Origin of the sequence: Arcicella aquatica (genome assembly GCF_034928825.1) — a bacterium.
GTDB lineage: Bacteria > Bacteroidota > Bacteroidia > Cytophagales > Spirosomataceae > Arcicella > Arcicella aquatica.
This window is the reverse complement of the sequence record NZ_JAYFUL010000022.1, coordinates 24929-49408: the sequence shown is the minus strand read 5'-3', so window position 1 is coordinate 49408 and position 24480 is coordinate 24929. Positions and strand designations below refer to the sequence as shown.

The following is a 24480-nucleotide window of genomic DNA, read 5'->3' as shown; positions in this document are numbered from 1 at the left end:
CTTCTGAGTAGAATCCTCTATAAAGGTAACAGCTTGGTTTTTAATGAGTTTTGTATGAAATTTGTATAGAAGTATTAAGATTTATACTTCTATCGGTCAAAGAATCATTAAAATTTTGTGAATATGGAAAGCGCATTTAATTCAATTTTACTTATATCAGGCCCACACGGCACTTATGAAGGAGTACCACCATTAGTAATGGCTGGATTTATAATCGTAGCTGGGGCATTAATATTTTTAGGTATTTATTTAAGCAGAAAACGTCGTGAATGGCTTCAACATTCAGTATTGACAAACGGCGAAGTAGTAGAAGTAAGCAAACGTTATGAACGAAGTGATAAATTAGGTCAAAGCCCAATTTTCTTCCCTGTTGTATCATTTATCGTAAACGGAAGACAATTCAAAATTGAAGCCGACAAAGGAATGTCTATGCTTAGTCAAGTGGGACAAACGATGCAGGTAAGATATAATCCAGAGAATCCTTATGATTCGGCTTTAGGAGAAAGAAGTATCCCAGGTTTGAATCCATCAGTATTCTTGATTTTAGGAATCGTTTTATTATGTACTAGCGCATTATTAATGTTTTAGTGTAGCACGAGTTTTCAACTCGTAAGTTAAAGAGAAACATGAGTCATCCCGAATTTTCCAGTAAAATAGCAAGGTTTAGAAGTTTTGGGATTTATTCTCGTCCTTACTTTTTGTCTTGATACAAAAAGTAACCGCAACGGCGGACCGTAAAAAAATCAAGAATTCCTAAACTCGCTCCGCTCAAACAGTAGGAATTCGTTGCACATCAATCATAAAAAAGCGGTCGAAAAACTAATTTCGACCGCTTTTTTATGATTTTAAAATTCGGGATGACTCATGTTTATGATTGATGAACACCGAATTCCTACTGTTTGAGCGGAGCGAGTTTAGGAATTCTTGATTTTCTTTTGTTACTTTTCTTTCATCAAGGAAAGAAAAGTAAGGACTAGACAATAATAAGTAGAAAACCTCTCAAATTGTCTCTAAAACGCAAAATTTTAGGGGAAATTCGGGATGACTCATGTTTTTTGTAGCACGAGTTTTCAACTCGTATATTATTTATTCACGAGTTGAAAACTCGTGCTACTAAATCTGCAACCTTTTGCAAACAAAAGTTACAATATCTCAACATTTTTATTCCTAAAGCCAGATAGTAAATTATCGGTAGGCGATAAACTCGTGATTAAATAGTCAAGAGCCGTAAAATCACATACCTTATAATTCTCTTCTCTGTTAATTTTTTCCTCTATCACACAAGTAACGATTTTCCTTGAAATACTCATCATTTTTTGTTTTAATAACGATTCTTCATAGTGACGAATAGCCAAGCCTAATTCTGGATTGATGCTGTTTGTACCCATGAAATATATATCAGCATGGATGTGCTCTAAATCCTGAAATGTCTTTGAGCCAAGGGTTATTTGATAACGTTTATAAAAAGAACCACCTAACAAAATTATCTCAACCTTAGGATGCTCTGCTAAGGCTGTAGCCAAATGAGGATTGTTGGTTACAACGGTAATCTCCATGTTTTTAGGGAGTTGCTCGGCAATGTAGAAATTGGTTGTTCCTCCGTCCATCAAAATGATTTTGTGGTTTTCAATCAATTTCATCGCTTTTTTAGCAATCGTTACAAATTCTGTATTGACAATCCCCAGTCCTTTACTTGCCTTGATAGATAAGTATGAATTAGCGATAGCACCCCCATGTACTTTCTTTAGAAGCCCTCTGTCTTCGAGTTCGATAATGTCACGACGAACGCTGTCGTAAGATACATTTAGGATTTGTCCTAAATCAACTAAAGTTACCTTTTTGTCTGTACTTAGCTTATCTAAAATTATTTGTTGACGTTCTTCTTTTAACATGATACCAAATTAGGAGGGTGGATATTTTAATCTTGAAATTTTTTGCAATTTTTTGCAAATATATTTGTTTTTATATGAAAAGTTTGCATAAATTTGTATTACAAACATTAGCCATTTTTTAAAGAAATATTATAACCATTTTTATATCAAACAAATTAGACAGTCAATCGAAAGCATTTTACGCCAAATTGATTTTGATTGAATTATGTTTTAAAAGGTTGAAGGTTAAAAGTGCAAGAATTATTTCTTGCACTTTTTTTATAGCCTATAACTGATAGAAAACACGTTTTACTCTTTCGCTTACACTGGTTAATACTTCGTAAGGAATAGTATTTATTTTTTGAGATAATTCGGTAATAGTCAGTTCTTTATTAAAAATAATCACTTCGTCTCCTTCCTGCACATTTGGTACATCGGTAATATCCACCATCGTCATATCCATGCATACATTTCCGACTACTTTGCATCTATGTCCATTTACCAACACCTCGCCAACACCCCTGCCATATCCTCTATCAAAACCATCAGCGTATCCAATTGCTATGGTAGCAATTTTGGTATCCCTTTTCAATTCGCCTTTTCTGCCATAACCGACAGTCTCCGAAGACTTTATGTGCTTAATTTGCGAAATTACCGTTTTTAAAGTACCCACCGTCTGCAAATTTACTTGGTCTTCGGGTTTGGCAGCTACACCATACAGCCCGATACCAAGCCTTACCATATCCAGCCGCGCTTCGGGGAAACGGGCAATGCCAGCGGAATTAGCTAAATGGCGTGAGGGAATATAGCCCAAGGCTTCCGAGATTTCATTCGCCATTTCGGTAAACGTTTTGACTTGCTGTCTTGTAAAATCATCCAAATCAGCATCGTCAGCCGCTGCTAAATGACTGAAAATAGTTGACACCCATAAGTTGGGGTTCGACTGCAAACTTTTCAGTAATTCGGGCAAAGCCTCTTTTTCAAAGCCCAACCGATGCATCCCTGTATCAATTTTAAGGTGAATTTTCGAGCTTAAATTACGGCTATCAATGTATTCAGAAAACTCGTGGAGGATTCTCAAACTATATATTTCAGGCTCAAGAGAATAAGCCACCAATTGCTCAAAATCGTTAGGAGAGGGGTTCATCACCATAATCGGTAGATAAACGCCGTTTTGTCTGAGAGAAACCCCTTCATCCGTATAGGCAACGGCTAGGTAATCAACGCCATGAAATTGAAGCAAATTGGCTACCTCTGTGCTACCAGAGCCATAGGCAAATGCTTTTACCATTACCATCATCTTAATCTGTTGCCCAACTTTATCACGATAATAATTCAAATTATTGGTAATAGCATCCAGATTGATTTCAAGGATAGTTCCATGTGTTTTTTGAACAAGTCTATTCACAATCTGTTCAAAGCCATATTTCCTTGCACCCTTAATCAGAATGGTGGAGTTATGTAATGATTTGATGGCTTGGCTCTCCAGAAAATCCTTCGTGTTTTTATAAAACTGAATATTTGTATCAGTTTTGACCGAACTAGCCATAAAATGATTTTTATTGCGGGATATCACATCGCCGATACCAATAAACTGTTCTAAATGCCTTTCTTTTACTAAATGGGCTATCTGTTTATAAAGTTCTTTTTCAGGGACACCAGTCTCCAATAAATCACTCAGGATAAGTACTTTTTTCTGTTTTTGTTTTTGCTGGCTCAAAAAATTCAGTGCGATTGTCAAGCCTGCTAAATCATTGTTATAAGTATCATCTATCAAATAATTAGCATTCGTTCCTTGCTTCATTTCTAAGCGCATCGAAACAGGACGAAGGATTTGTAGCCTTGCCTGAATATCAGAGGTGCTATACCCCAAATACCAAAGCGTGAGGATGCAATGGATAGCGTTTTCGATAGAGGCTTCATCAGTGAAAGGAATATCAAGCGTGGTGCTGAATCTTTCAGTATTAGGCGAAATAGCGGTTAAGTCTAAAAAGACTTTCGTGTTTTCATTATATATTTCCCAAGACACACGCGCGCCAGTACTAGCCATTCTTGACCAATTGATGATTTTGCAATCAGGGTTTTCAACCATGAAATCCGTTTTAATAATCTCATCAATCGCTACATAATCGGCACAATATATCAAAGTACTAGCATGCTTGAAAAGCTTGATTTTTTCCTTAATCTTCTGTGAATTACTGCTAAAAAACTCGTTGTGTGCAGTGCCAATATTCGTGAAAATGCCAATGGAAGGTTTTACTACCTTCTCTAGCTTTTCCATTTCCTCCACCTTGGAAATACCCACTTCAAAGATACCTAAGTTATGACTTTCGTTGATTTGCCATACCGAAAGCGGCACACCAATCTGAGAATTATAACTTTTGGGGCTTTTTACAATTTTAAAACGGTTGCTCAATAATTGTGCTAACCATTCTTTAACGATGGTTTTGCCATTGCTACCAGTGATGCCAATAACAGGTAAATTAAATTGCTCGCGGTGACGCTGAGCCACCTCTTGCATGGCAGTGATGCTATCTTCCACTTGCCATATTTTGGCATCCGTAAATTTCTTTAATTCCCGTAGAATAGCAGGGCTGAGGGCATCGGTTTCTACCACAAACTCGCGTACGCCTTTTCGGTATAAATCATCTAAAAACAGGTGTCCGTCGTGATGTAAACCTTTAATAGCAAAGAAGATAGACCGCTGTGGGGATGACAACTGGCGACTATCATTCAAAAGATATTGTGCTGTAGTATTGATGGGTAATGCTTTAAATTCCACGATTGTTATATTATAATTGACTCAAAGATAAATACAAAAAGGCGATACAAAAATTGTATCGCCTTCAAATAATGCAGATTTTTATCAGTTATTGCAATGCAGCAACACCCGGTAATACTTTACCTTCCATGTATTCTAACAACGCACCTCCACCTGTTGAAACATAAGAAACCCTGTCACCATAACCAGCGTTGTTTACTGCTGAAGCAGAGTCACCACCACCGATTAATGAGAAAGCACCGTTTTCTTCTGTAGCTTTCACTACTGAATCAGCGATAGCATTTGTTCCAGCCGCAAAATTAGGGAATTCAAATACGCCCATCGGACCATTCCATAATACTGTTTTTGAAGCTTCAATTACTTTCTTGAAAATTTCAGCCGTTTCTGGACCAATGTCCAACCCTTGCCAGCCGTCTGGAATAGCACCAGAAGCAACCACTTGGCGTTCAGCATCGTTAGAGAACTTATCAGCACACAAGTTATCTACAGGCATATATACGTTAACACCTTTTTCTTTCGCTTTAATCAAAATTTCTTTTGCTAGCTCTACTTTATCTGGTTCAGAAATTGAATTTCCGATTTTGCCACCTTCAGCCAACACAAAAGTGTATGTCATACCACCACCAATAATCAAATTATCAACTTTATCTAAAAGACGCTCGATAATTAAGATTTTATCAGAAACCTTAGAACCACCCATAATGGCTGTAAATGGACGCTCTGAGTTTTCTAATACTCTTTGAGCATTCTCGATTTCAGCCTGCATTACATAACCACAAATTCTGTCTTCAAAAAACTGACCAATTACTGCTGTTGAAGCATGTGCACGGTGAGCTGTCCCGAAAGCATCATTTACCCAAACATCACCTAGCTTAGATAATTTTTCAGCAAACTCTACATTTCCTTTTTCTTCTTCTTTGTAAAAACGAAGGTTTTCTAACAATAAAATTTCTCCGCTTTGTAAACTAGCAGCCAAGTCAATAGCAGATTGACCGATACAATCATCTGCAAATTTCACTGGGCGACCAAATACTACTGAAAGAGGGGTTACAAGGTGTTTTAATGAGTATTTATCTGTAGGGCCATCTTTCGGGCGACCTAAGTGAGACATCAAAATCACCGAACCACCATCATTCAAAATTTTAGTGATTGTAGGAATTGTAGCTTTGATACGAGTATCATCAGTAATCTCAAAACGCTCGTTTAAAGGTACGTTAAAATCTACTCGGACTAAGGCACGTTTGCCAGCAAAATTGTAAGAATCGACAGTTTTCATGGATAATTAAATTATGTATTTTTTATTAATGGCAAAATAATATTTTGATAATATTAAGTATTTCAAAATATTTCTCTCTTTTATCAAGAAAGAAGACCTTTTGGATGTTTTTGTAAAATTCGGTCTAAAGGTTTTACTAACAAAACCGAATTCAGAAAACAAATATACATTTTTCATCATCATTCACGAAAAAAGTCAATAATTTGAGTATTTTTTCTTAGATAATCATTGAATGATTATATTTAATATTGCTATGTCAATATTCGCTTCCTGCGCCACCTCCGCCACTGCTTCCTCCGCCAAATTTGAAAGGCTTATCATGTGTATTTATTTTACTATTTACTACTTCAGCCAATAGAATAGTATCTAAATTAAATCCTTCGAGGTTGTTGTCAGGAGCATAAGTGAAGCCATATTTAGGTTGCTTTAAAAAGTTGATGGCTAAAGATGCCCCACCAATCATCAGCCCTCCACAAATTAACAAAGCAATCTCCGTAGGAATTACCCCGAAATAATGTCGATAAGTGAAAAAGGAAAAAGCCAAAGTTAGCAACCCTAACATCAGGAAGGTGCGGTCACGTTTTTTTAGACCTATATACACATACACGAATGGAATAACAGTAGTAAAGAAATAGAAAAGAGGAGCAAGTCCAATTTGAGGGGCTACACTTGTAAAGACTTTATTAATCATGGCGTTACCCTCGCGAACGATAAAATAATTAACACTGAGATAGAACGATGCAATGGATAAGGTTTTTAAAATATCCAATGATGTCTCATAATAAAGGTAATCTTTTCGCAGACTAAGTTTCATAACCAATCGATTCATACCCAGTGAAAAAAACAGCATTACGAAAGGCAAAAGAGTTTTGCCGATAGTAAATTCAAGACAAAAATCAACTAGCGTGATGATTAACAAAAAATAAATTCCACAGGCTACCAAAGCATCGGCATAGCGGATATAGGCGATAACGAAGAAGGGTAGAAAGAAAAAACATTCTAGCCAAGCAGGTAAATGAGAAGACTCTAACTGATAATATAAGAAAGTACAACAAGAACCAATTGAAAAATAGATTAAAGCGTTGTCGATACCCGCCTGAAAAACCTTTTTTTCTTTAATTAAAAACTCTAATAGAAGTACACTTAGTACTGCAAAGAATAAAGATAAAGTAGTGACACCTTTTAAGATACTATCTAGAGAGGAAGCTGAAAAAAGTAATAAAAATAAAGAACAAGCAAAAATACAGCACAACGCTGTAAAAAGGAATAAGGCTATTTTGATAAAGACGTTGGGCTGATAATAATCGAGGACAAACTGTTTTTTGATGTCATTGTTTTGCTGTTCAGTGAGCAAGCCTTTTTCAAACCAATTTTGAGCTTTGGCTTGTAGGTAGCTATAATCAATCCATTGTTGTTGATATGCTTTCATAAGGTTTAATTTGAGGTTTTAAGAATTTTCTTGAGGTTGAACAACAAGTATATAACCCCAATGCCAGAGGCAATAAAGTAAAATGCTGTAAACCAACCCCTCAGAAAGTCATCAGGGAAAGTATCAAAAATAACATCGGTTAGGGCGATGTAGGCAAAGACAACTCCCGTCAATAGAAATACATAAGACTGTTTTATTTTAGCATAATAGCACAAACCCGCGCTTATTGCTAATACTATCAAGCAATAAATGTACTTGATGTGTTCTTCAAAAATACCTGCAGTGCCTGCTACTAAAGCCAAATTGCTCCCTAACAAAAGATAAGTAAATGAAAAATGTTTTTTAAATTGCTTATACTCTGCAAGCAAGCCAATTACCACATAAAAAAGCCCTAGACCAATTGAAGTGAAAATAAAATAAGGGGCAGAGAAATCATTTTTAGAGAATACCGATAAAGGCGAAATAGAAACACCTACCCACGAAGCAAAGGCAGTAATAGCCATAGAAAGCACTCCTCGATGGTCAAACACATAAGCCGCCAAAAAGAAAACGACAGCAGGGATAAAAGTGATTAGCCCATATTTTTCTCCGAACAAATTGTATTGATATTGTAGGTAGCTTTCTAACGTTAGAAAACACAAGCAACCTAATACCAAAACAAAGTCGGCAAAAGGATTGTCTTGTTCTACTGCTTGCCAACTAAAGGCTTTTCTTTTCCAAAACGAAAACCCAAAACATAACAAGACCAACACACTAATAAAGACAACGATAGCGGTATGCCCAATAGAATCCAGATTTTGATAGATAACTATCCCCAAGCCACTACTGAATAAAAATATACCAACATATAATATTAGTTTTAATTCGTAATGTAGGGAAAATGGTTTGCTATCTTCAAAATCAGTAATATGTTGCCCTGTCTGTGCAGAAATAATAGCTTTCTCTAGAAATATTTCAAGGACTTTTTGGTTTGTCATACCTAAATAGGATTATTTATCTTTGTAAATTACGAAAAAAATATTTGATGGCTCCCGAACGAATAGAACTTCCTCCAAAATATTACTTAGAATACTTTCAATATTTATTGACTTTTGTCCAGAAAAAGTACCAACATATTCTGAACGAAAGTGAACAGCAATTCTTGTCTCAATTTGATGCATTAACAGAAGACGAGCAATGTTTGTACATACGCTTTGTAAATAGAACAGGTTCTTTTTTTAGGGTTGAAAAGCTGAAATATGCTGAAATTGAAAATATTCCAGCGGTACTGAACAGTTTGATTATTAAGAATTTTGTAGAACCACTTGGAATAAAGCATCTTCAATATGCGTATGAAGTACTAGATATTTTTAATAAAACCGAGCTGATTTTTTTAGCCAAGATGCTCAACCTACCCACCAAGGGCAAATCATCTTTAAAAAAAGAAGAAGTGCTTGATTGGCTTTTAGAGGTGGGAGATTGGGAAGAAATACTGTTTTTATTAGATGAAAAAGATTTCTCAAAAATTCATGCCATCGAGCACTCTGTCGTGAAAGTATGCTTTGAAGAGGAGGTACAACTATTAAAGTTTCTCTTTTTTGGAACGCGCCACGGCGATATGTCAGAGTTCGTAACCCGCGATTTGGGTTATCAGAATTATGAGAAGTATGACGAAGATAAAATGGTGGCTTATTTTCAGACCCGACAGGAGGTGGAAGATAAGCTAAAAGTGAGCTTGGCGAGGGAAGATTTTTATGTGATGCAAGAAACCAAAGTAGATTACCTTGAAATTTATAATTGGTTTATGGATTGGGCCGAAACACATGGAAAAGAACTGTCGGAAATAGCCATTCCTACCTTTGAACGCTTTACATTGAAAGTAGGGGCATACTTAGAAAAGATTAAAGCCTTGGATGAAGCGCTGATAGTTTTCCGCTTGACGGAGCAGTCGCCTTCCCGAGAAAGACAAGTACGGATTTTAGACAAACTTAAAAATAAGGAAGAAGCCAAAGCCCTTTGCGAGGTAATTTTAGCAGAACCTCAGAATGCAGATGAACACTTTTTTGCAGAAGATTATTTGAATCGTTTAGAGGCACAGTTGCAAAAAAAGAAATCAAAGAAAGCCATTACCCAGCATTTGCACGGGTCAGAGTCAATCACGATTGATTTGGTTTGGAAAAGACAAGTGGAGATGGGCGTGATAGATTATTACGAAAGACAATATAAAAAAGCAACTTTTACCGAAAACCATCTTTGGAGGAGTCTCTTCGGATTATTATTTTGGGACATTATTTTTGATACCGAAACCTTGTCTATCCATCACCCCTTACAGCGTTCGCCGTCTGATTTATTCAAGCCTACTTTTTTTGAAAAGAGGAAAGAGAAGATAGAAGAGCGCCTTCAAATGTTGGAAGATATAGATGCTACGTCGATTTATATTTACAATATTTTCTTTGAAAAATACGGCATTACTAATCCTTTGGTAGATTGGTACGGAGGACTTTTCCCATTGATTCAGACCGTTTTAGAAAAACTTTCGTCTGAACAAGTTAGTGCAATTATGCTAGAAATGGCGAGGAACTTAAGAGAAAACATTCGGGGTTTTCCAGACTTATTCATGTGGGACGATGGCGAATATTGTTTTATAGAAGTGAAGTCTCCAACCGATAGTTTGTCTAATCAGCAACTGTATTGGCAACGCTTTTTTGAAAAGATCAATGTGCACTCGAAAGTGCTGAGAGTAGCCTGGGAAAAGCCTAATTTGGACGAGTTTTTGTAGATTTCAAAGGGTTTTTTACCCGATTAAAAGCCAAATTTTGCACTTTTCTAATATAATTATCCTGTAACTATATAGTAGGATTCAATAACTTTGATTATTCAAAGAATGTGTATTTAACATTTGGATAATTGAAATTTAATGTCGAAATTCATTTAAGAAAAAGCTCAAGATAAGTTATAAACCCTATCTTAGTCGGTTGGGTTTATTTGACTAAAACGGAGAGTTCTTTGTTTTGACTTTAATGTTTCTTATTCCCATTTTTGTTGAATTATATTTATTTGTTTGATTGCAATAAAATAGCGGTGTAGCGTAAGTGAAATTCGAATGGGAAACATTAAGGTAAAACAGAGAACTGCTCCAATGAGCAAAAGGCTTTGATTGAGGGCTTTCTTTTAAAATTTGTTTAACTTAAACACCGAGTGCGTATGAAATTACAAGTGCATTCAATTCACTTCGATGCTGACATCAAGCTATTGGAGTTTATCCAGTCAAAATTAAATAAACTGGATACCTTTTATGACCGAATTACTGGAGGTGAAGTATTTCTAAAAGTAGATAAAGGGGATACAAAGAAGGTCAGAAGTAAAATGTTGGAAGTTAAAATTAATTTACCCGGCGGGACGCTTTTTGTAAAAGAACAGGGTAAGACATTTGAAGAAGCAATGGACATTGCCATTGAAGCACTCAAAATCCAACTTAAAAGATTTAAAGAACGAATACAAGATAAAGCTAATCCGACAAGAAACGTATTGATGTCGATGGCAATGGAAAGTTAATATTTTAGTAAGTGCAATTTGCTTTAAGGGGAGCTTCGCAAGAAGTTCCCTTTTTTATTTTCTAAAAATAGAGTATAAATAAAGGAAATGTTGCTTGTGATGTATTAGATAATATTAAAAAAAAATGGTTATATAGTATCAAAAAAAAAGGCATCGATTGATGCCTTTTTTTTTGATAGATAATATCTAAACTATGCTAAGCCAAATTTAGCTTTTACAGCATCTACGTAGTCTAATTTCTCCCAAGTGAAAAGTTCCACCTCTTTCTCAAAAACAACGCCATCTGGCCCTTTGAAAGACTTCTTCACGATTTCGTTAGTACGTCCCATGTGGCCATACGCAGCCGTTTCTGAATAGATAGGGTTACGCAATTTCAAACGTTGTTCGATAGCATAAGGACGCATATCAAAGATTTCTTCAACTTGACGAGCGATTTCTCCGTCTGTTAAACCTACTTTGCTAGTACCATAAGTATTGACAAAAAGACCACAAGGCTGAGCCACCCCGATAGCATAAGAAACTTGTACCAACACTTCGTCAGCCAAACCAGCAGCCACTAGGTTTTTAGCTACGTGACGCGTAGCATAAGCCGCCGAACGGTCAACTTTAGAAGGATCTTTACCCGAGAATGCACCACCACCGTGAGCACCTTTTCCACCGTAAGTATCTACGATGATTTTACGGCCTGTCAAACCTGTATCTCCGTGAGGACCACCGATTACAAATTTACCAGTAGGGTTGATGTGGTAAGTGATGTCGCCATCAAATAAACCTTGTAATTCAGGCTTACATTTATCTTTTACTCTTGGAATAACAATATTGATAATATCAGCTTTGATTTTGGCTAACATTGATTCATCATCAGAGAATTCATCGTGTTGTGTTGAAACAACAATAGTATCAATTCTTTGAGGAACGTTATCGTCAGAATATTCAATGGTTACTTGTGATTTTGCATCTGGACGAAGGTAATCAATCAATTCAGGTTCGCTGTTACGAATCGCTGACATTTCCTTCAAGATTTGGTGAGCCAAATCTAACGCCAAAGGCATATAGTTGTCGGTTTCTTTGGTTGCATAACCAAACATCATTCCTTGGTCACCAGCACCTTGCGCATTTGCTTTTGATTCAAAATCATCAGCCGTTACTCTATCAACCCCTTGGTTGATATCAGCAGATTGATCATGGATAGCAGAGATGATACCACAAGAATTTGCCTCGAACATATATTCAGATTTTGTATATCCGATTTTACGGATTACATCACGGGCAATGGTTTGAACATCTAAATAAGTATTAGTTTTTACTTCTCCTGCTAACACTACTAAACCTGTGGTTACAAGGGTCTCGCACGCTACTTTTGAAGAAGGATCAAACGCCATGAAATTATCAATGAGGGCGTCTGAGATTTGGTCAGCAATTTTATCTGGGTGTCCTTCCGATACCGACTCAGAGGTGAAAAGATATGCCATTATGAATATTTTATAATTTGTGAATCAATCAAAGCACAAATTTATCACTAATATTTTTATTTGACAATTTGGCTTATTGAATGCTGTATTTATAGATAAATTATCTTTAAATAAGTCTATATTTAAGGATATTGACTATAAAAACGAATATTACCATAAAATATTAGGACTAATACTACTATAATTTAATAGAGTTTTGCCGATACTACACTTTTTGCACCCATGATAAATGGTAGAGTAGGCACACTTTGCATCAAGAGGATGTCTTGCCAGATAGTACTATCTTCATCCAGAAACTTTAATACATCCGCTGGACGATTAGATTGAAATAACTTAGTGAATATCATATCAGCAGGCATTCTCTTGTGCAGCATCACATTGAGGAGGATACTATCCAACAACGCCTTCCAGCGATTTGTATTGAAATTGCCTTGAAATACTATCGGCTTATTTGTAGTATGGGCTAAGGCTAAATCCGAGACTAATTTTTGTAAAAATCGTTGGCTACGCTGAAAACTATAGCCCGTTGAGGCTTTAACATACCCACCGGCCGTACCAATTCTGATAACTTTTGGGGACGGAGAAATTACTTGTGGCTCGTCAGACATGGGAATAACGCCCGACTCTATTTCAGTGATTCGGTAATCATCAATCTTCAAAACCTCCTGAATATATTGTTTTAAGGCATTGTTATACGAAGCCTCGTCGAGGAGGTTATCTGAAAAAACCGTAAATTCAACCAATGCTTTGGTTGTGGAATGTGGCAAAACATATACGAACCTACATTCGTTTTGCTGTGCTATTCTAAAATCAAAAAGCGTAGGTTTTTGGGGTTCAAAGCTCGGTTGAGCAGTTTCAATGATCCAACCCTTAAAATGTTGGAGCATATTATGGTAATTGGGTTTATTGAAGCTAGACACCGTAATGCTATCAAACACAAAACCATTGGCTATAAATGTACCTTTGTTGGTCAGAACCTCTGCTGAGGTAGTAGTTCCATTAATTTTTTCAATATCAGCCTGCAAAAAACTAATGTTAGGGTTTTGTTTGAGGAGTGGAATAATATATTGGTAAAAATCTTCACCCCGAAGCATTTTGTAGGTGTACTCTTCAATATCCATAAATCTGGCAAAATCTTCCTTGCCGTAGAACCAAAGCCCATTCCATTTTCTATAGATAATATCCTCAAAAGGGCTAACTTCTTTTTCCCAAAAACACCAAGTATGGTCATTAGCCTGTTTTACATCACGGTCGATGATAAGGATAGACTCATTTTTCAGTAAGCTTTTATTCAAATAAAAAGCCAACGAAAGTCCAGCCATGCCACCCCCAGCAATGATATATTGATAAGTATTTGGAAGAGTTTGATTCATTATGTAGTAGAATAAACACTAATTTAATGATATTAACTTGAAAATTGGGATGTTGTTTTGGAAATTTAGGTAGTTGTGAGCTTTGAGCTTTCAGCTTTGAGATTTTTAGGGTAAGGGTTTTTACTCTTGTTGGCGGTTTTCTCCAACGAAGGCTAAAGCATATACTGAGTAAATACTGATGGCATGACTCAAAGTCATGCCATCAGTTAGAGCAAACTTCAAAATAAATAATTATCTTAGGTTCATGAAAATAAGTTTTAAATAATATATGAAAGAGAATACCCTTTTCGCATAAAATAGGTAAGTTAGAGACAACCTTAAACAACGACAATGAGCATTTTTAAAAAACTTTTTGGTAAGCCGACAAAAGAAAGTACGCAAGAGACTGATTCAGAAAATAAAATTGATTCAGAAAGTAAATTAAATGGTTCTATAGGGGAAATAATTCTCAAATTTCAGCATTCAATTCAAAAACCTATAGAATGGAATGAACTAAAAAATGTTGAGTTTGCTATGTGGCTTCCTTGCGAGGAAGACAAACTTTTTGCATCATCGCCAATGCTTGAGAAATGGACAGTTTTATATTCATTGACCAAACATTATTGGTCGTTTATTACAGCAGACATTTTGAAAACGTTGAAAGTAGTGGATGAAAACAACATGAGAGTATCACTTCCTGATAATTTTATGGCTTTTGCCTTTTTGACAACTGATGACGAACAAGTTATTTTATCATTGTCAAAAGAAAAAGGAATTAGGCTTCATTTTGCTGAAACAACACCATTAAAATATAGATTGTTATTTATGAACAATTTCATTTTATACTGTAATGCTTGGAAAGGTATGGTAGACTTAAATAATGGAAAAAAAGACGAGGATATAGGATTTGAAAAATGGTGGACATTGATGGTTGAAACTACCATCGGTGTTGAAGCAATAGAACCAGTACTATTTGTTGGTTCTATTGCAAAATAATTTCAGAAGAGGAATCAATCCTGAAAGGATGGAATATTTATAGCAGAAAAGAATGGTATGACACCTTCCGCCTTCGTTGGCGTTTTTCTCCCACGAATTTTGCGTCAGCAACCAATCAACTTATTATATAATATTGTAAAAATAATTGGCAAATTGCTGACGCATGACTTGTTGGTGGACAAACACCAACAAAGGCTGGATGGTATTAACTTGAAAATTGGGATGTTGTTTTGGGATGAGGTTTGAGTCATGCCATCAGTTAGAGCAAACTTCAAAATAAATAATTATCTTAGGTTCAGAATAATTAATTGTAAATGTTAAAAGTATGACAAAACTTTAGCATATTTATAAGCCAGTCAAAAACTCTGTGGCTAAGGAGCAACTTCAATGTATTGCAATAAATGAACAGAGCAAATTAATAAATTTTATATCTTAAGTAATGGGTTTTTTTTCAATCATAGTACCCTTTTTAATTTTAATTGTTCTTATTATAACACCATTTACAGTTTTATTTCATGAATTAGGACATGCCATTCCTGCTATCCTAATGACTAGAGAAAAGACATCTATATTTATTGGTTCGTATGGTAACAAAGAAAAAAGTTTTCACTTCAAAATAGGTCTTTTGGAGATTTGGTTAAGTTATAATCCACTGTTATGGAGATTTGGACTGTGTGTTCCCCCTGCAAATGGAATTACAATCGACAAGCAAATTATCTATACACTGACAGGCCCTCTAGCTTCAATTTTTATCGCAATAATTGCTTGTTACTTCACTTTTGTTTATGACCTTCATGGTTCAATCAAATTCATTCTAGTAATCTTTTTCGGGTCATCAATCCTTGATTTAATAATTAACCTTATACCACGTACAACTCCGATAAAACTATATGATGGTAGTTTCATCTACAATGATGGCTATCAATTAAAGCAATTGTTTAATTATAAATGGTTGTTAAAGGAGTATAGGCAAGCAATTGCATTATATAACCAACAAAAATTTGATGAGGTTGCTTCGATTTTGCTTAACTACATATTAAAAAATGGCTTGAATGACGAACATATTTACAAGTTGACGATTGCCACTTTTCTCCAATTAAAAAATTACAAACAAGTAAATGAACTTGCAGAAAAGTTTATGATTTATGATAAAATGGATTCAAACGATTATTTTAACGTAGGGTTTTCATATTCTAAACTTGACCAGTATGATAAAGCATTGGAGTTTTATGAAAAGTCTTTACTATTAAACCCTGATAATAAGTATTCCTTAGATAATAAAGCATTTACTTTTAATTTGTTAAATAGATTTGAAGAAGCAATTCTGTTATTTGACAAATCGATTGAAATAGATGAGAAATATGCCTATTCATACAGCAACAGAGGACTTTCAAAAATTAAAATTGGAAAAATAAAAGAAGGATTAGAAGATATAAATTATTCATTTAAACTTGACGAGAATAATTCATATAATTATCGTAGCCTAGGTATTTACTATCTTGATAAAGGAGAATATTTCCAAGCATTGGAATTGTTTCAAAAAGCAAAAGAACTTGACAACTCCACTTATATGATTGACAAACTAATTGCCGATACTAAAGAACATATCTGAAAAGTTTTTTTGCGTGAGCAACCAAACAATTCAGTGTTTAATAATATAAATATAAATACTATAAAAATAACTGGTGCTTTGCTGACGCATGCCTAGTTAGCGAAAAACACAAATAAAGGCTTAAGTTCAATGAAAAATATAAAAGACAATGAAACCCAAATTAGAAATAGACAAAGGTTGGACAGAAGCAATCATTGATGATGATTGTGGATTCGATAAATTTTACAAAGTTGCTCACATCCTAGAAACCAATTTTAATATAACATTTACTAACAAGCTGAATCACATTGACATAATCTATTGGGATTTTGATTTTAAAGGAAGCAAATTAGTTTTGTTGTATAATATTTATCTAGGAATATCTATTTGCCCTTTAGCTTTTAAAGAGTCGACACTTGCAGACAATAACGCTGTGGAAGAAATAGGGACACTACTTTTTCAAAAACTTCTTAATCTTGACTAGATAGACTATCACAGCATCATCCACTACAACCATACTAGAAACGAAACGATATACACTATTATAAAGACTGAAAGGAACAGCATGATAATACTTTTAGATATAGATGGAGTCTTAGAAACCACACCTTCTTGGAGACAACCAGAATTTCTTTCTGACGGCTTTATGCGACTTAATGAAAATGCGCTAAAAAATTTATCAATACTTTACAAGGTAACTAATGCTTCTATTGTCTTGACTACTACACATCGGATAAACTATGATGAAGCTAAATGGAAAGAAATTTTTAGCACAAGAGGCTTGAATTTTGAAACAATTTCAAAACTAAATGATAAGACTGAAATAAGTCAATTGCTGGACAGAGGGTCTGAAATTGAAGAATGGATTAAAACTAAAGGTGCAAATCAGAATTATGTTATTATTGATGATGACCTTTCTATAAATGCTTTGCCTGATAATATAAAAGAACGTTGGGTTACAACAAAACCGCTTATTGGATTGGATAAAGCGTTACTAATCTTAACAATTAATGCTAAGTTTACTTGTCCTTGCTGTGGACATAAAACATTTACAGAAGAGCCTAATGGGGCTTACTATATTTGCCCAGTTTGTTTTTGGGAGGATGACGCAATACAATTTGATGACCCAAATTATGAAAGTGGAGCAAACCCAACGTCATTAAAACAGGCACAAAAGAATTTTATGAAATTTGGTGCTTGTGATATAAATATGAAAAGAAACGTAAGACCACCAAATATAGAAGAACCCAAAGACAAGAATTGGAAACCATATGATTGAAAAATCAATAGCTGATAACATCTATGACTATTTAATCTCTTTGATTTGACAAATTTGTGAAAACTTGACCTCATTTTAATTTTTTTGATACAAGTTGGTTTTCTTTGAGTGTTATCGTTTTGATTAAGTTTTTCTTTAATCATTATAAATCAACCTTATAATATTGATAAATTATGCTTCGTCATATAACTCAAAGCATAAAATCAAACATTTTAAATTACAATAAAAACAATAATGAAAACTTATAAAATTGACAATTCAAAAATCTCTGAATTCACAAAACGAAGTAACAATAGAGTATTTAAAATTAAAATATTAGCAATTACTATAGTGACAACAATGTGTGTTCTAATGTTTTCAATGATACGCCAAAAAGATGTATCAGCAGAATTAATTTATACAATGCTTCTTCCTTTATTGTTTACAACTATAATTATTGGATTAAATTACTTAAACAATAAAAAACTGACAAATTTGGTAGCAGAAAATCTTAAAATTATAATTGATGAAAATTCAATAACAAAGGTAATAGATTTAGAAAACGACCCACGACTCAACTTTTTACACAGATTTGCAATGAAAAAAGCAAAGAACATTACCAGTGATATTTATTATTCTAAAATTGACTTTTATAACATTAAATCTATCGAAAAAAAGAATGGAGATTTGTGGGTTAAAGCGATAAATTCAAATGCTTTTAATGGTGAACACATTATAGTAGTTCCTATGGAGATAACAAACTTTGACGATTTAGAAAAAGAAGTTAACAATAGACTAAAATAAGTATCATAGACTGTGTTACACTTGTTAATTCCCGCCGTTGTTAGTGTTTGTTCACCAACAACACTTGCGTGAGCAACGCACCAATTATCAAAATTATATTTTTTCACAAACATAAGAGAACACCTAAGGCTAATTGGTGAATAAGGTAAAATACGACGCTAATTGAGAGTCCCAAACAGTTGTCAGAAATTTTAACACATAACTAAACATAATATGAAACTACAAAACCTAGTACTCACAATTTTAATATCGTCCTCTTCAATATTGGCTTATAGTCAAAAAACTTATAAAGGTCTTCCTGTCATAGAAGCAAATAATGCCAAAATCAAATATTATGTAAACAATGTTGAAAATAGTAATTGGACAGTTTCCCCTAAAATTGCAGACGATACCCTTCTCATTAAAACTTACCTTTCAGAAAAAACTAAAATTTTGTTCAAGTTCAAGACAGACATTGATAGTATCAAATTTGAAATTAATCATGATGAAACCAAACGTTTCTATGTTCATTTAAACAATGAATCTTATGCCTTGACAACAGTAAGAAGACAGAAGATTTTTATTCCAACGTTAAATTATGCTTCAACAGAAAGCAATCCTAAATATAAAATTTTATATACCAACGAAAATGAAAAGGGGTATCTTGATTCTTTGCGTACAAAATATCCGATTCCTTTCAAAAATTCAAAAACGCAAATTGATAAAGTTTTGACTATCTTAAATTGGACTCGTAGCCAATGGGAACATAGAGGAGATGTAAGTCCTAAAAAAAATGATGCTATCTCAATTTTAGATGAAGTAAAAGAAGGAGGAAGGTTTCCTTGTTTTGCTTATGGATATGTCTTGGCATCACAATTAAAGGTTTCAGGCTTTAAGTCAAGAGTTATATATCTTAAAACCAGTGATATATCAACATCAATGCGAGGTGGAGGACACGTTGCCACGGAAGTTTTTGTTGATGAATTACAAAAATGGGTTTTTGTTGATGCTCAATTTAATGCCATGCCTTTTCTTAATAATGTTCCTTTGAATGCGGTAGAATTTCAAAATGCTATTAGAACAAATATTGATAAACTGGAATTTAAAAGTTTGGGTAAAGTTGATAAAATGTCCTACATTAATTTTGTTCAACCATACCTTTATTATTTTGATTGTTCTTTTGACCAACGTGAAGATGTAATTACAGAGCGTAACAGAGTAAATAACAAACGAAGTTTAATGCTTGTCCCTTTAGCTACAGAAAATCCTACTTTCATGTTGGTATGGAATTCAAAAATTGATTATTGTGAATACACAAACTCAATTAATGATTTTTATGCAAAGCCTAATTAGACGAAAAAAAAATCTTTAAGCATTCTTGATATTGTCGGTATTTGTCATGTGCTAGCTAAGACAAACAACATCTACATTAGCAACGCACCAATTTCTCAATTCTTAATTAATACAAACATTTTACACCATAATACAATGACGATAGATTATAAAATTGACGAAAAGGACTTCCTGGTACATCCAACTTTATCTTGCATCAAAGTCAGAACGAATTAGAAAGAAGCGACAAAGAAACAAAGTAATAGTGCCTATAATATATTTAGTACTCGGACTTTTATTGTTTTTGGACAGCAAGTTTTTCTTAGGTATTATTTTTGTCATTTTCGGAGTTTTTTGTTTTTTCATTTATCCAATTTGGGAAAAGCGACATTATATTAACCACTACAAAAGTTTCATTAAAGAGAACTTAAGCGACAGACTAGACAGAATTACAACGTTAGAATTTAACAACCACTATATCTTAGCGAAACAGAATGGTAATGAAAGTAAAATTTTGACGATAGAACTTGAAGAGATATGTGAAATTCCTACGATAATTTTAGTTAGATTAAAAGGTGGACAATCTTACATTTTACCAAAAGATAAAATATCAAACATTGACGACATAACTGTAAGGCTGAAAGAACTTGCAGACTATTTGAGAATTAAATACAGCATTGACGATAAATGGGAATGGGAATAATTACAAATGCTAATAACTACAATATGAATATCAACAAAACAGATAAAATGAAAAAAAATATTCTTTTATGCCTCCTGTTATTTCTGACTAGCCCCTTGGTTTTTGGACAAACTAAACAAGATACTTTAGCAATCAGACAAGCTGCTCTTGATTATATAGAATCTCAGCATAAGCCAAATCCTACGCAAATGGACAAGGCATTACATCCTAGAATGGTTAAACGTACTTTTTGGAAAGACAAGGCAACAGGGAAAGATTATGTAAGAGAAACGACAACAGAATCTATGGTTTTGCTTGCAGAGAGTTATAATAAGAATGGCGACAAATTTCCTGCGTCCCCTAAAAAAGAGATTTTTCTACTTGATGTTTCTGAACGTACTGCCTCTGTAAAATTAATTGCAGACGAATGGATTGACTATATGCACATTGTCAAACTTAATGGTAGTTGGAAAATTATCAATGTTCTTTGGCAGTATAAAGACATAAAACAGCATTAATTCCGAAAGACATTTGACAGATGAGTTAATTATAGAACTATCAGCAACATAAATAATTAGGATTTTAAAGGAATTTATAAAGGATACCAAGCTGGCGGAAAGAATTGAAATATTTCAGTTTGTCGGCATCTAAGATGGTGGACTGGAATAATCGTAAAAATAACTTTTAAGACATTACTTGAAGATTACTAATTCTAATTTTATGAGTTATAAACGTAAACGAACGACTTGATAATATAGATACTCTAGTAAGCGTTCTTGTGTCCTAATATCCTAATAACACCAAGGGCAAGAAATAGCAGTCAAATAGTTATTTGTGATATATGAAATTTAAGTAGCTTTGCCTAATGGAAATTTATAATATGAACGACAGATTTATTTCAATCCTTTCAGATTATGGCTTTAAGGCAACTTTTGGAAATGAGGTTGATACCACATTTTTAAAAATAGCATTGAAGGCTTTGATTAATTCGTCTGTAGCTATCAAATCAATTGAATTTGTTAAAAATGACATTTCTGCTATTACTATTGACAGTCGTAGTGGAATTTACGACATTGCTTGTGTTGATGATAATGAAAATCACTTTATCGTAGAAATGCAACTGAGTGAATACCCAGAGTTTATCCAACGCATGAAATTTTATGCTTTACATCGCTTCAATACATTAGTAAAGAAAGGGGAATACAGATTTGAGAATTTACCTAAAATATATTGTATTGGTTTATTAGCCAATAGCATATTTCCACAAATTGCTGATTATCATAATATTGCTGTTCTTAGGAATACCCAAAATGAAATTATTGATGACCAGATGACGTTTATTACCGTAGAACTTGATAAGTTTGACAAAAAAGTCAATCAAGTAGAAACAGATTTGGAAAAACTGATTTACACAATGAAAAATTTACATAAAGTAACAGAAATATCGCAATTCCCAACCTTTTGGAATGAAGATTGGCTTAAAAAAGCTATTTCAGAAGTTGATATTCGTAATATGACAGCAGAACAAAAATTAGCTTACGAAATGACAATTTCGGCAAATGCTTTAGCAGTCAAAAATGAGGGAAAGAAAATAAAGCAAGCAAAAGAGGAAGAAAAGATTGAGACTATTAAATCTGGACTAAAGATGGGATTAACTATTGAACAATGTGCTTCACTTGCAAGGGTTTCAGAGGAGTTTGTTAAGGATATTCAACAACAATTTTTTGATGAATAAAACTTACCCTACTGCCTCATTACACAAAACTTATCAAAAAATGGCTTTATAAATAAGCAACAAAGCAATGTGATGGTATTCATAAAAAACCTTTAGCACATTGCTTGAAGACTGTTTATTGAAAAGTTGGGAATGTATATCTAATTCATACTCCTTCCAAAACCAACGGTTTCCCTAAACAGTTGTGGAGAAACATCAGCATTGTTTTTGAAAAATCTACTGAAATAATATTCATCGTCATAGCCTAATTCAAAGGCTATTTCTTTGACTGTTTTATTCGTTAAATACAATTCTCTTTTGGCTTCAATGACTATTCTTTCGGCTATTAAATCAGTCAACGTTTTGTTGAAATGGGTCTTGGTGATTTTGGCTAATGCTTTGGCAGAGATGTTTAGATGTTCTGCATAATCGCTAGGAGAATGTTTTACTTTAAAGTTATTTTCTATTGAATCTTTCAAACTTTGAAGGATAAAAGGCTCTTTAGTTTCGGTAATGGAGGTTGATAAAATAGGATTTTGCTCTTTTTTAAGACGTGATGCTTTGATTAAATATATTTTCAGATACGAAACCAATAACTCATATTGTGCCAAAGCTTGGTTTTGCATTTCAGTGGCCATTTGCTCAAATAACATATCAAAAGCCATCGCTGAAACTTCATCAACCCTCGTAAAGGGTGGTTCATATACATTATTGAACAAAACACCATTGCAGGCTATTTCGCTATGGTGTTTATGAATACAGAAAAAATCGGGATGAAATTGAATAGCTACACCACTGATATTGTTGGATGAAAGCATAAAAGGTTGATAGAGTGAAAACGCAAAGAGTGTATTTTCTGAAAAGTCATATTCCGAGAAATCAGACTTTAATTTGCCATTACCCTGTTTTATCCAAATTAAGGTATAATAATTATTCCGCTGTAAATGGTCGAAATATCGATTGTCTTCAAAGGAAAAAATTTTAAAAGCAAGATGCCCAGTTAGTGGATTGACAAGCGTAAAAACCGATTGAGTTGACATTTTCTATTGAGTAAACGAATGAATAGTATGGTTTGAAAAACACAGTTTCAAGGTAAAGGTAATAGTATATCAATAAATTAATTTACGTTCGGTTGCTGAAATGGCTAAATCGTTGATACTCGCAAATCGTTTTTGCATTAATCCATTTTCGTCAAACTCCCAAAGTTCATTACCATAACTTCTGAACCATTGCCCCGAATGGTCGTGCCATTCATATTCAAAACGGACAGCCATTCTGTTTTCTCTAAATCCCCACAATTCTTTTTTGAGTTTATACCCTAACTCTCGTTCCCACTTACGAGTCAAAAAAGCTTTTACTTCTTCCCTGCCATTGATAAAATCAGTGCGATTTCGCCATTCTGTATCGATGGTGTAAGCTAAGCAAACCTTTTCAGGGTCTTTGGTATTCCAAGCATCTTCAGCCGCTTGAACTTTTTGTAAAGCCGTTTCCATCGTAAAAGGCGGCAGGGGATATCTTTTATTTTCCATTTTGTTGTTAACATTAAAGGTAGTTGTTCTAATGCTCAACTACCTTTATCCAATTTTTAAATTAAACAGTTTCAAGTTGATAAGCATTTACTACTGGAAAATCAATCTCAGTTTGTGCTGTATTGTTAAAATAGTTAGTCAGTATATTTAATGCTACATGCCCAACCACTTCGCCAATTTCACCTTCTGTAAGTCCAGCTTTTTTAGCGGCATCCACATCAGCATCTGATAATAATCCTTTTTTACTTACCAAAGCTTTTGCAAGTTTTAATACACCATCAGTTTTTTCATCGGCTGAATTACCTAATCTTGCTGCTTCAATCACCTCAGGTTTGATTTTGACTAAGTTTGTACCGATATAAGTATGTGCTGACAAACAATAATCACATGAGTTGCTTTCTGATACAGCCAATGCGATTAATTCGCCAGTTTTAGTTCCTAATGTTCCACCACTTAATGCTCCGCTTAGGTTTAAATAGCTTTCTAAAAAAGCTGGAGAGTTGCCCATTGTTCTCATCATGTTAGGAACAACGCCTAATTTACTTTGCACTGCATTGAAAAGTTCTTTTGTTTTACCTGTAGCTTCTGCTGGATTAATTGCTGTTAAACGTGCCATTGTATGAATATGTTTAAATGTTTTTGTCCTTATTGACAATACAAAGTTGCGAGGATATTGAGACTTGAAACATGGAGAAAGTACGCAACATGATGGACGATTTTTCCAGTGATTAATTACTTATAAAACGATACTTTTATGATAGTTTTGGATTTATTGGTAATTAAAGTGCTAAAAACAACAGAAGCAAAGGAGATATTGAAGAAAATATTAAAGTTTTTTCAATTATTTCTGTAACCTTTCATTATTACTGCGGTTACCAG

General features: G+C 34.1%; 23 protein-coding genes. 13 read left to right on the top strand and 10 right to left on the bottom strand.

The genetic code is table 11. The annotated features are described in order from the left end of the window. Nucleotides 1–123: 123 nt before the first annotated feature. Nucleotides 124–588, top strand: coding sequence for a DUF3592 domain-containing protein (locus VB264_RS14040; protein ID WP_323250355.1), 465 nt, complete (start codon nucleotides 124–126; stop codon nucleotides 586–588). A 554-nt stretch (nucleotides 589–1142) separates the two neighbouring features. On the opposite strand, the gene VB264_RS14035 is transcribed toward VB264_RS14040, so the two are convergent. The 5 genes from VB264_RS14035 to VB264_RS14015 all read right to left on the bottom strand — a co-directional run bounded on the left by VB264_RS14035 (nucleotide 1143) and on the right by VB264_RS14015 (nucleotide 8335). After that, nucleotides 1143–1892: a DeoR/GlpR family DNA-binding transcription regulator gene (locus tag VB264_RS14035; protein WP_323250353.1), complete on the bottom strand. Its 750-nt coding sequence runs from the start codon at nucleotides 1890–1892 to the stop codon at nucleotides 1143–1145. Between the two features lie 265 nt (nucleotides 1893–2157). Next, entirely contained in the window at nucleotides 2158–4653 is a 2496-nt protein-coding gene (locus VB264_RS14030; protein ID WP_323250351.1) for a bifunctional UDP-N-acetylmuramoyl-tripeptide:D-alanyl-D-alanine ligase/alanine racemase, read from the bottom strand. 88 nt (nucleotides 4654–4741) lie between these two features. Next, nucleotides 4742–5929 (bottom strand): phosphoglycerate kinase, encoded by a 1188-nt coding sequence (locus VB264_RS14025; protein WP_323250349.1) that lies wholly within the window; start codon nucleotides 5927–5929, stop codon nucleotides 4742–4744. Nucleotides 5930–6185: 256 nt separating this feature from the next. Next, a complete protein-coding gene (locus VB264_RS14020) occupies nucleotides 6186–7358 on the bottom strand; it encodes a hypothetical protein (RefSeq protein ID WP_323250347.1) in 1173 nt (390 codons plus the stop codon). Nucleotides 7359–7363: 5 nt separating this feature from the next. Beyond that, nucleotides 7364–8335 carry a DUF2157 domain-containing protein gene (locus tag VB264_RS14015; protein ID WP_323250346.1) on the bottom strand — a complete coding sequence of 324 codons (972 nt, stop codon included), beginning with the start codon at nucleotides 8333–8335 and terminating at the stop codon, nucleotides 7364–7366. Between the two features lie 47 nt (nucleotides 8336–8382). Between VB264_RS14015 and VB264_RS14010 the strand changes: the two genes are divergently transcribed. Both VB264_RS14010 and hpf read left to right on the top strand, forming a co-directional pair. Continuing rightward, nucleotides 8383–10116 carry a VRR-NUC domain-containing protein gene (locus VB264_RS14010; protein ID WP_323250344.1) on the top strand — a complete coding sequence of 578 codons (1734 nt, stop codon included), beginning with the start codon at nucleotides 8383–8385 and terminating at the stop codon, nucleotides 10114–10116. Nucleotides 10117–10541: 425 nt separating this feature from the next. After that, the gene (gene hpf / locus VB264_RS14005; RefSeq protein ID WP_309919573.1) at nucleotides 10542–10892 is read left to right on the top strand and encodes a ribosome hibernation-promoting factor, HPF/YfiA family; all 351 of its coding nucleotides are present in this window, start codon (nucleotides 10542–10544) and stop codon (nucleotides 10890–10892) included. A 191-nt stretch (nucleotides 10893–11083) separates the two neighbouring features. On the opposite strand, the gene metK is transcribed toward hpf, so the two are convergent. Next, nucleotides 11084–12364, bottom strand: coding sequence for a methionine adenosyltransferase (gene metK, locus VB264_RS14000; RefSeq protein WP_323250341.1), 1281 nt, complete (start codon nucleotides 12362–12364; stop codon nucleotides 11084–11086). Nucleotides 12365–12549: 185 nt separating this feature from the next. Then, nucleotides 12550–13737, bottom strand: a complete 1188-nt coding sequence (locus VB264_RS13995) for a lycopene cyclase family protein (RefSeq protein ID WP_323250339.1) — start codon at nucleotides 13735–13737, stop codon at nucleotides 12550–12552. Nucleotides 13738–14067: 330 nt separating this feature from the next. Between VB264_RS13995 and VB264_RS13990 the strand changes: the two genes are divergently transcribed. From VB264_RS13990 to VB264_RS13945, 10 genes are all read left to right on the top strand, one after another. Next, nucleotides 14068–14712 carry a hypothetical protein gene (locus VB264_RS13990; protein WP_309919580.1) on the top strand — a complete coding sequence of 215 codons (645 nt, stop codon included), beginning with the start codon at nucleotides 14068–14070 and terminating at the stop codon, nucleotides 14710–14712. A 57-nt stretch (nucleotides 14713–14769) separates the two neighbouring features. Then, nucleotides 14770–14958: a hypothetical protein gene (locus VB264_RS13985; protein ID WP_309919583.1), complete on the top strand. Its 189-nt coding sequence runs from the start codon at nucleotides 14770–14772 to the stop codon at nucleotides 14956–14958. 193 nt (nucleotides 14959–15151) lie between these two features. Beyond that, nucleotides 15152–16324, top strand: coding sequence for a tetratricopeptide repeat protein (locus tag VB264_RS13980; RefSeq protein WP_323250337.1), 1173 nt, complete (start codon nucleotides 15152–15154; stop codon nucleotides 16322–16324). Between the two features lie 148 nt (nucleotides 16325–16472). Further along, complete coding sequence (locus VB264_RS13975; protein ID WP_323250335.1) at nucleotides 16473–16787, top strand: DUF3630 family protein; 315 nt, start codon at nucleotides 16473–16475, stop codon at nucleotides 16785–16787. A gap of 81 nt (nucleotides 16788–16868) precedes the next feature. Then, on the top strand, nucleotides 16869–17582 hold the full coding sequence (locus VB264_RS13970; protein ID WP_323250334.1) for a CPCC family cysteine-rich protein: 714 nt from the start codon (nucleotides 16869–16871) through the stop codon (nucleotides 17580–17582). 234 nt (nucleotides 17583–17816) lie between these two features. Next, nucleotides 17817–18365, top strand: coding sequence for a hypothetical protein (locus VB264_RS13965; RefSeq protein WP_323250332.1), 549 nt, complete (start codon nucleotides 17817–17819; stop codon nucleotides 18363–18365). Nucleotides 18366–18578: 213 nt separating this feature from the next. Further along, nucleotides 18579–19697, top strand: coding sequence for a transglutaminase domain-containing protein (locus VB264_RS13960; RefSeq protein WP_323250330.1), 1119 nt, complete (start codon nucleotides 18579–18581; stop codon nucleotides 19695–19697). Between the two features lie 244 nt (nucleotides 19698–19941). Further along, nucleotides 19942–20379 carry a hypothetical protein gene (locus VB264_RS13955; protein ID WP_323250329.1) on the top strand — a complete coding sequence of 146 codons (438 nt, stop codon included), beginning with the start codon at nucleotides 19942–19944 and terminating at the stop codon, nucleotides 20377–20379. Between the two features lie 47 nt (nucleotides 20380–20426). Beyond that, nucleotides 20427–20876, top strand: coding sequence for a nuclear transport factor 2 family protein (locus VB264_RS13950; protein WP_323250327.1), 450 nt, complete (start codon nucleotides 20427–20429; stop codon nucleotides 20874–20876). A 362-nt stretch (nucleotides 20877–21238) separates the two neighbouring features. Beyond that, entirely contained in the window at nucleotides 21239–22093 is an 855-nt protein-coding gene (locus VB264_RS13945) for an Rpn family recombination-promoting nuclease/putative transposase (RefSeq protein ID WP_323250325.1), read from the top strand. 140 nt (nucleotides 22094–22233) lie between these two features. On the opposite strand, the gene VB264_RS13940 is transcribed toward VB264_RS13945, so the two are convergent. The 3 genes from VB264_RS13940 to VB264_RS13930 all read right to left on the bottom strand — a co-directional run bounded on the left by VB264_RS13940 (nucleotide 22234) and on the right by VB264_RS13930 (nucleotide 24217). Further along, nucleotides 22234–23112, bottom strand: coding sequence for a helix-turn-helix domain-containing protein (locus VB264_RS13940; protein ID WP_323250323.1), 879 nt, complete (start codon nucleotides 23110–23112; stop codon nucleotides 22234–22236). 69 nt (nucleotides 23113–23181) lie between these two features. After that, nucleotides 23182–23601, bottom strand: coding sequence for a nuclear transport factor 2 family protein (locus tag VB264_RS13935; protein ID WP_323250321.1), 420 nt, complete (start codon nucleotides 23599–23601; stop codon nucleotides 23182–23184). A gap of 61 nt (nucleotides 23602–23662) precedes the next feature. Continuing rightward, nucleotides 23663–24217 carry a carboxymuconolactone decarboxylase family protein gene (locus VB264_RS13930; protein ID WP_323250319.1) on the bottom strand — a complete coding sequence of 185 codons (555 nt, stop codon included), beginning with the start codon at nucleotides 24215–24217 and terminating at the stop codon, nucleotides 23663–23665. Between the last annotated feature and the right edge of the window lie 263 nt (nucleotides 24218–24480).

What these genes read in the sequence shown, in the direction of transcription:
- VB264_RS13990 (WP_309919580.1), top strand. Translation starts at nt 14,068, where the DNA reads ATGAGCATTTTTAAAAAACTTTTTGGTAAGCCGACAAAAGAAAGTACG.
- VB264_RS13965 (WP_323250332.1), top strand. Translation starts at nt 17,817, where the DNA reads ATGAAAACTTATAAAATTGACAATTCAAAAATCTCTGAATTCACAAAA.
- VB264_RS13985 (WP_309919583.1), top strand. Translation starts at nt 14,770, where the DNA reads ATGACACCTTCCGCCTTCGTTGGCGTTTTTCTCCCACGAATTTTGCGT.
- VB264_RS13945 (WP_323250325.1), top strand. Translation starts at nt 21,239, where the DNA reads ATGAACGACAGATTTATTTCAATCCTTTCAGATTATGGCTTTAAGGCA.
- hpf (WP_309919573.1), top strand. Translation starts at nt 10,542, where the DNA reads ATGAAATTACAAGTGCATTCAATTCACTTCGATGCTGACATCAAGCTA.
- metK (WP_323250341.1), bottom strand. Translation starts at nt 12,364, where the DNA reads ATGGCATATCTTTTCACCTCTGAGTCGGTATCGGAAGGACACCCAGAT.
- VB264_RS13935 (WP_323250321.1), bottom strand. Translation starts at nt 23,601, where the DNA reads ATGGAAAATAAAAGATATCCCCTGCCGCCTTTTACGATGGAAACGGCT.
- VB264_RS13950 (WP_323250327.1), top strand. Translation starts at nt 20,427, where the DNA reads ATGAAAAAAAATATTCTTTTATGCCTCCTGTTATTTCTGACTAGCCCC.
- VB264_RS14015 (WP_323250346.1), bottom strand. Translation starts at nt 8,335, where the DNA reads ATGACAAACCAAAAAGTCCTTGAAATATTTCTAGAGAAAGCTATTATT.
- VB264_RS13930 (WP_323250319.1), bottom strand. Translation starts at nt 24,217, where the DNA reads ATGGCACGTTTAACAGCAATTAATCCAGCAGAAGCTACAGGTAAAACA.
- VB264_RS14020 (WP_323250347.1), bottom strand. Translation starts at nt 7,358, where the DNA reads ATGAAAGCATATCAACAACAATGGATTGATTATAGCTACCTACAAGCC.
- VB264_RS13960 (WP_323250330.1), top strand. Translation starts at nt 18,579, where the DNA reads ATGAAACTACAAAACCTAGTACTCACAATTTTAATATCGTCCTCTTCA.
- VB264_RS14040 (WP_323250355.1), top strand. Translation starts at nt 124, where the DNA reads ATGGAAAGCGCATTTAATTCAATTTTACTTATATCAGGCCCACACGGC.
- VB264_RS13975 (WP_323250335.1), top strand. Translation starts at nt 16,473, where the DNA reads ATGAAACCCAAATTAGAAATAGACAAAGGTTGGACAGAAGCAATCATT.
- VB264_RS13995 (WP_323250339.1), bottom strand. Translation starts at nt 13,737, where the DNA reads ATGAATCAAACTCTTCCAAATACTTATCAATATATCATTGCTGGGGGT.
- VB264_RS14010 (WP_323250344.1), top strand. Translation starts at nt 8,383, where the DNA reads ATGGCTCCCGAACGAATAGAACTTCCTCCAAAATATTACTTAGAATAC.
- VB264_RS13940 (WP_323250323.1), bottom strand. Translation starts at nt 23,112, where the DNA reads ATGTCAACTCAATCGGTTTTTACGCTTGTCAATCCACTAACTGGGCAT.
- VB264_RS14025 (WP_323250349.1), bottom strand. Translation starts at nt 5,929, where the DNA reads ATGAAAACTGTCGATTCTTACAATTTTGCTGGCAAACGTGCCTTAGTC.
- VB264_RS14035 (WP_323250353.1), bottom strand. Translation starts at nt 1,892, where the DNA reads ATGTTAAAAGAAGAACGTCAACAAATAATTTTAGATAAGCTAAGTACA.
- VB264_RS13970 (WP_323250334.1), top strand. Translation starts at nt 16,869, where the DNA reads ATGATAATACTTTTAGATATAGATGGAGTCTTAGAAACCACACCTTCT.
- VB264_RS13980 (WP_323250337.1), top strand. Translation starts at nt 15,152, where the DNA reads ATGGGTTTTTTTTCAATCATAGTACCCTTTTTAATTTTAATTGTTCTT.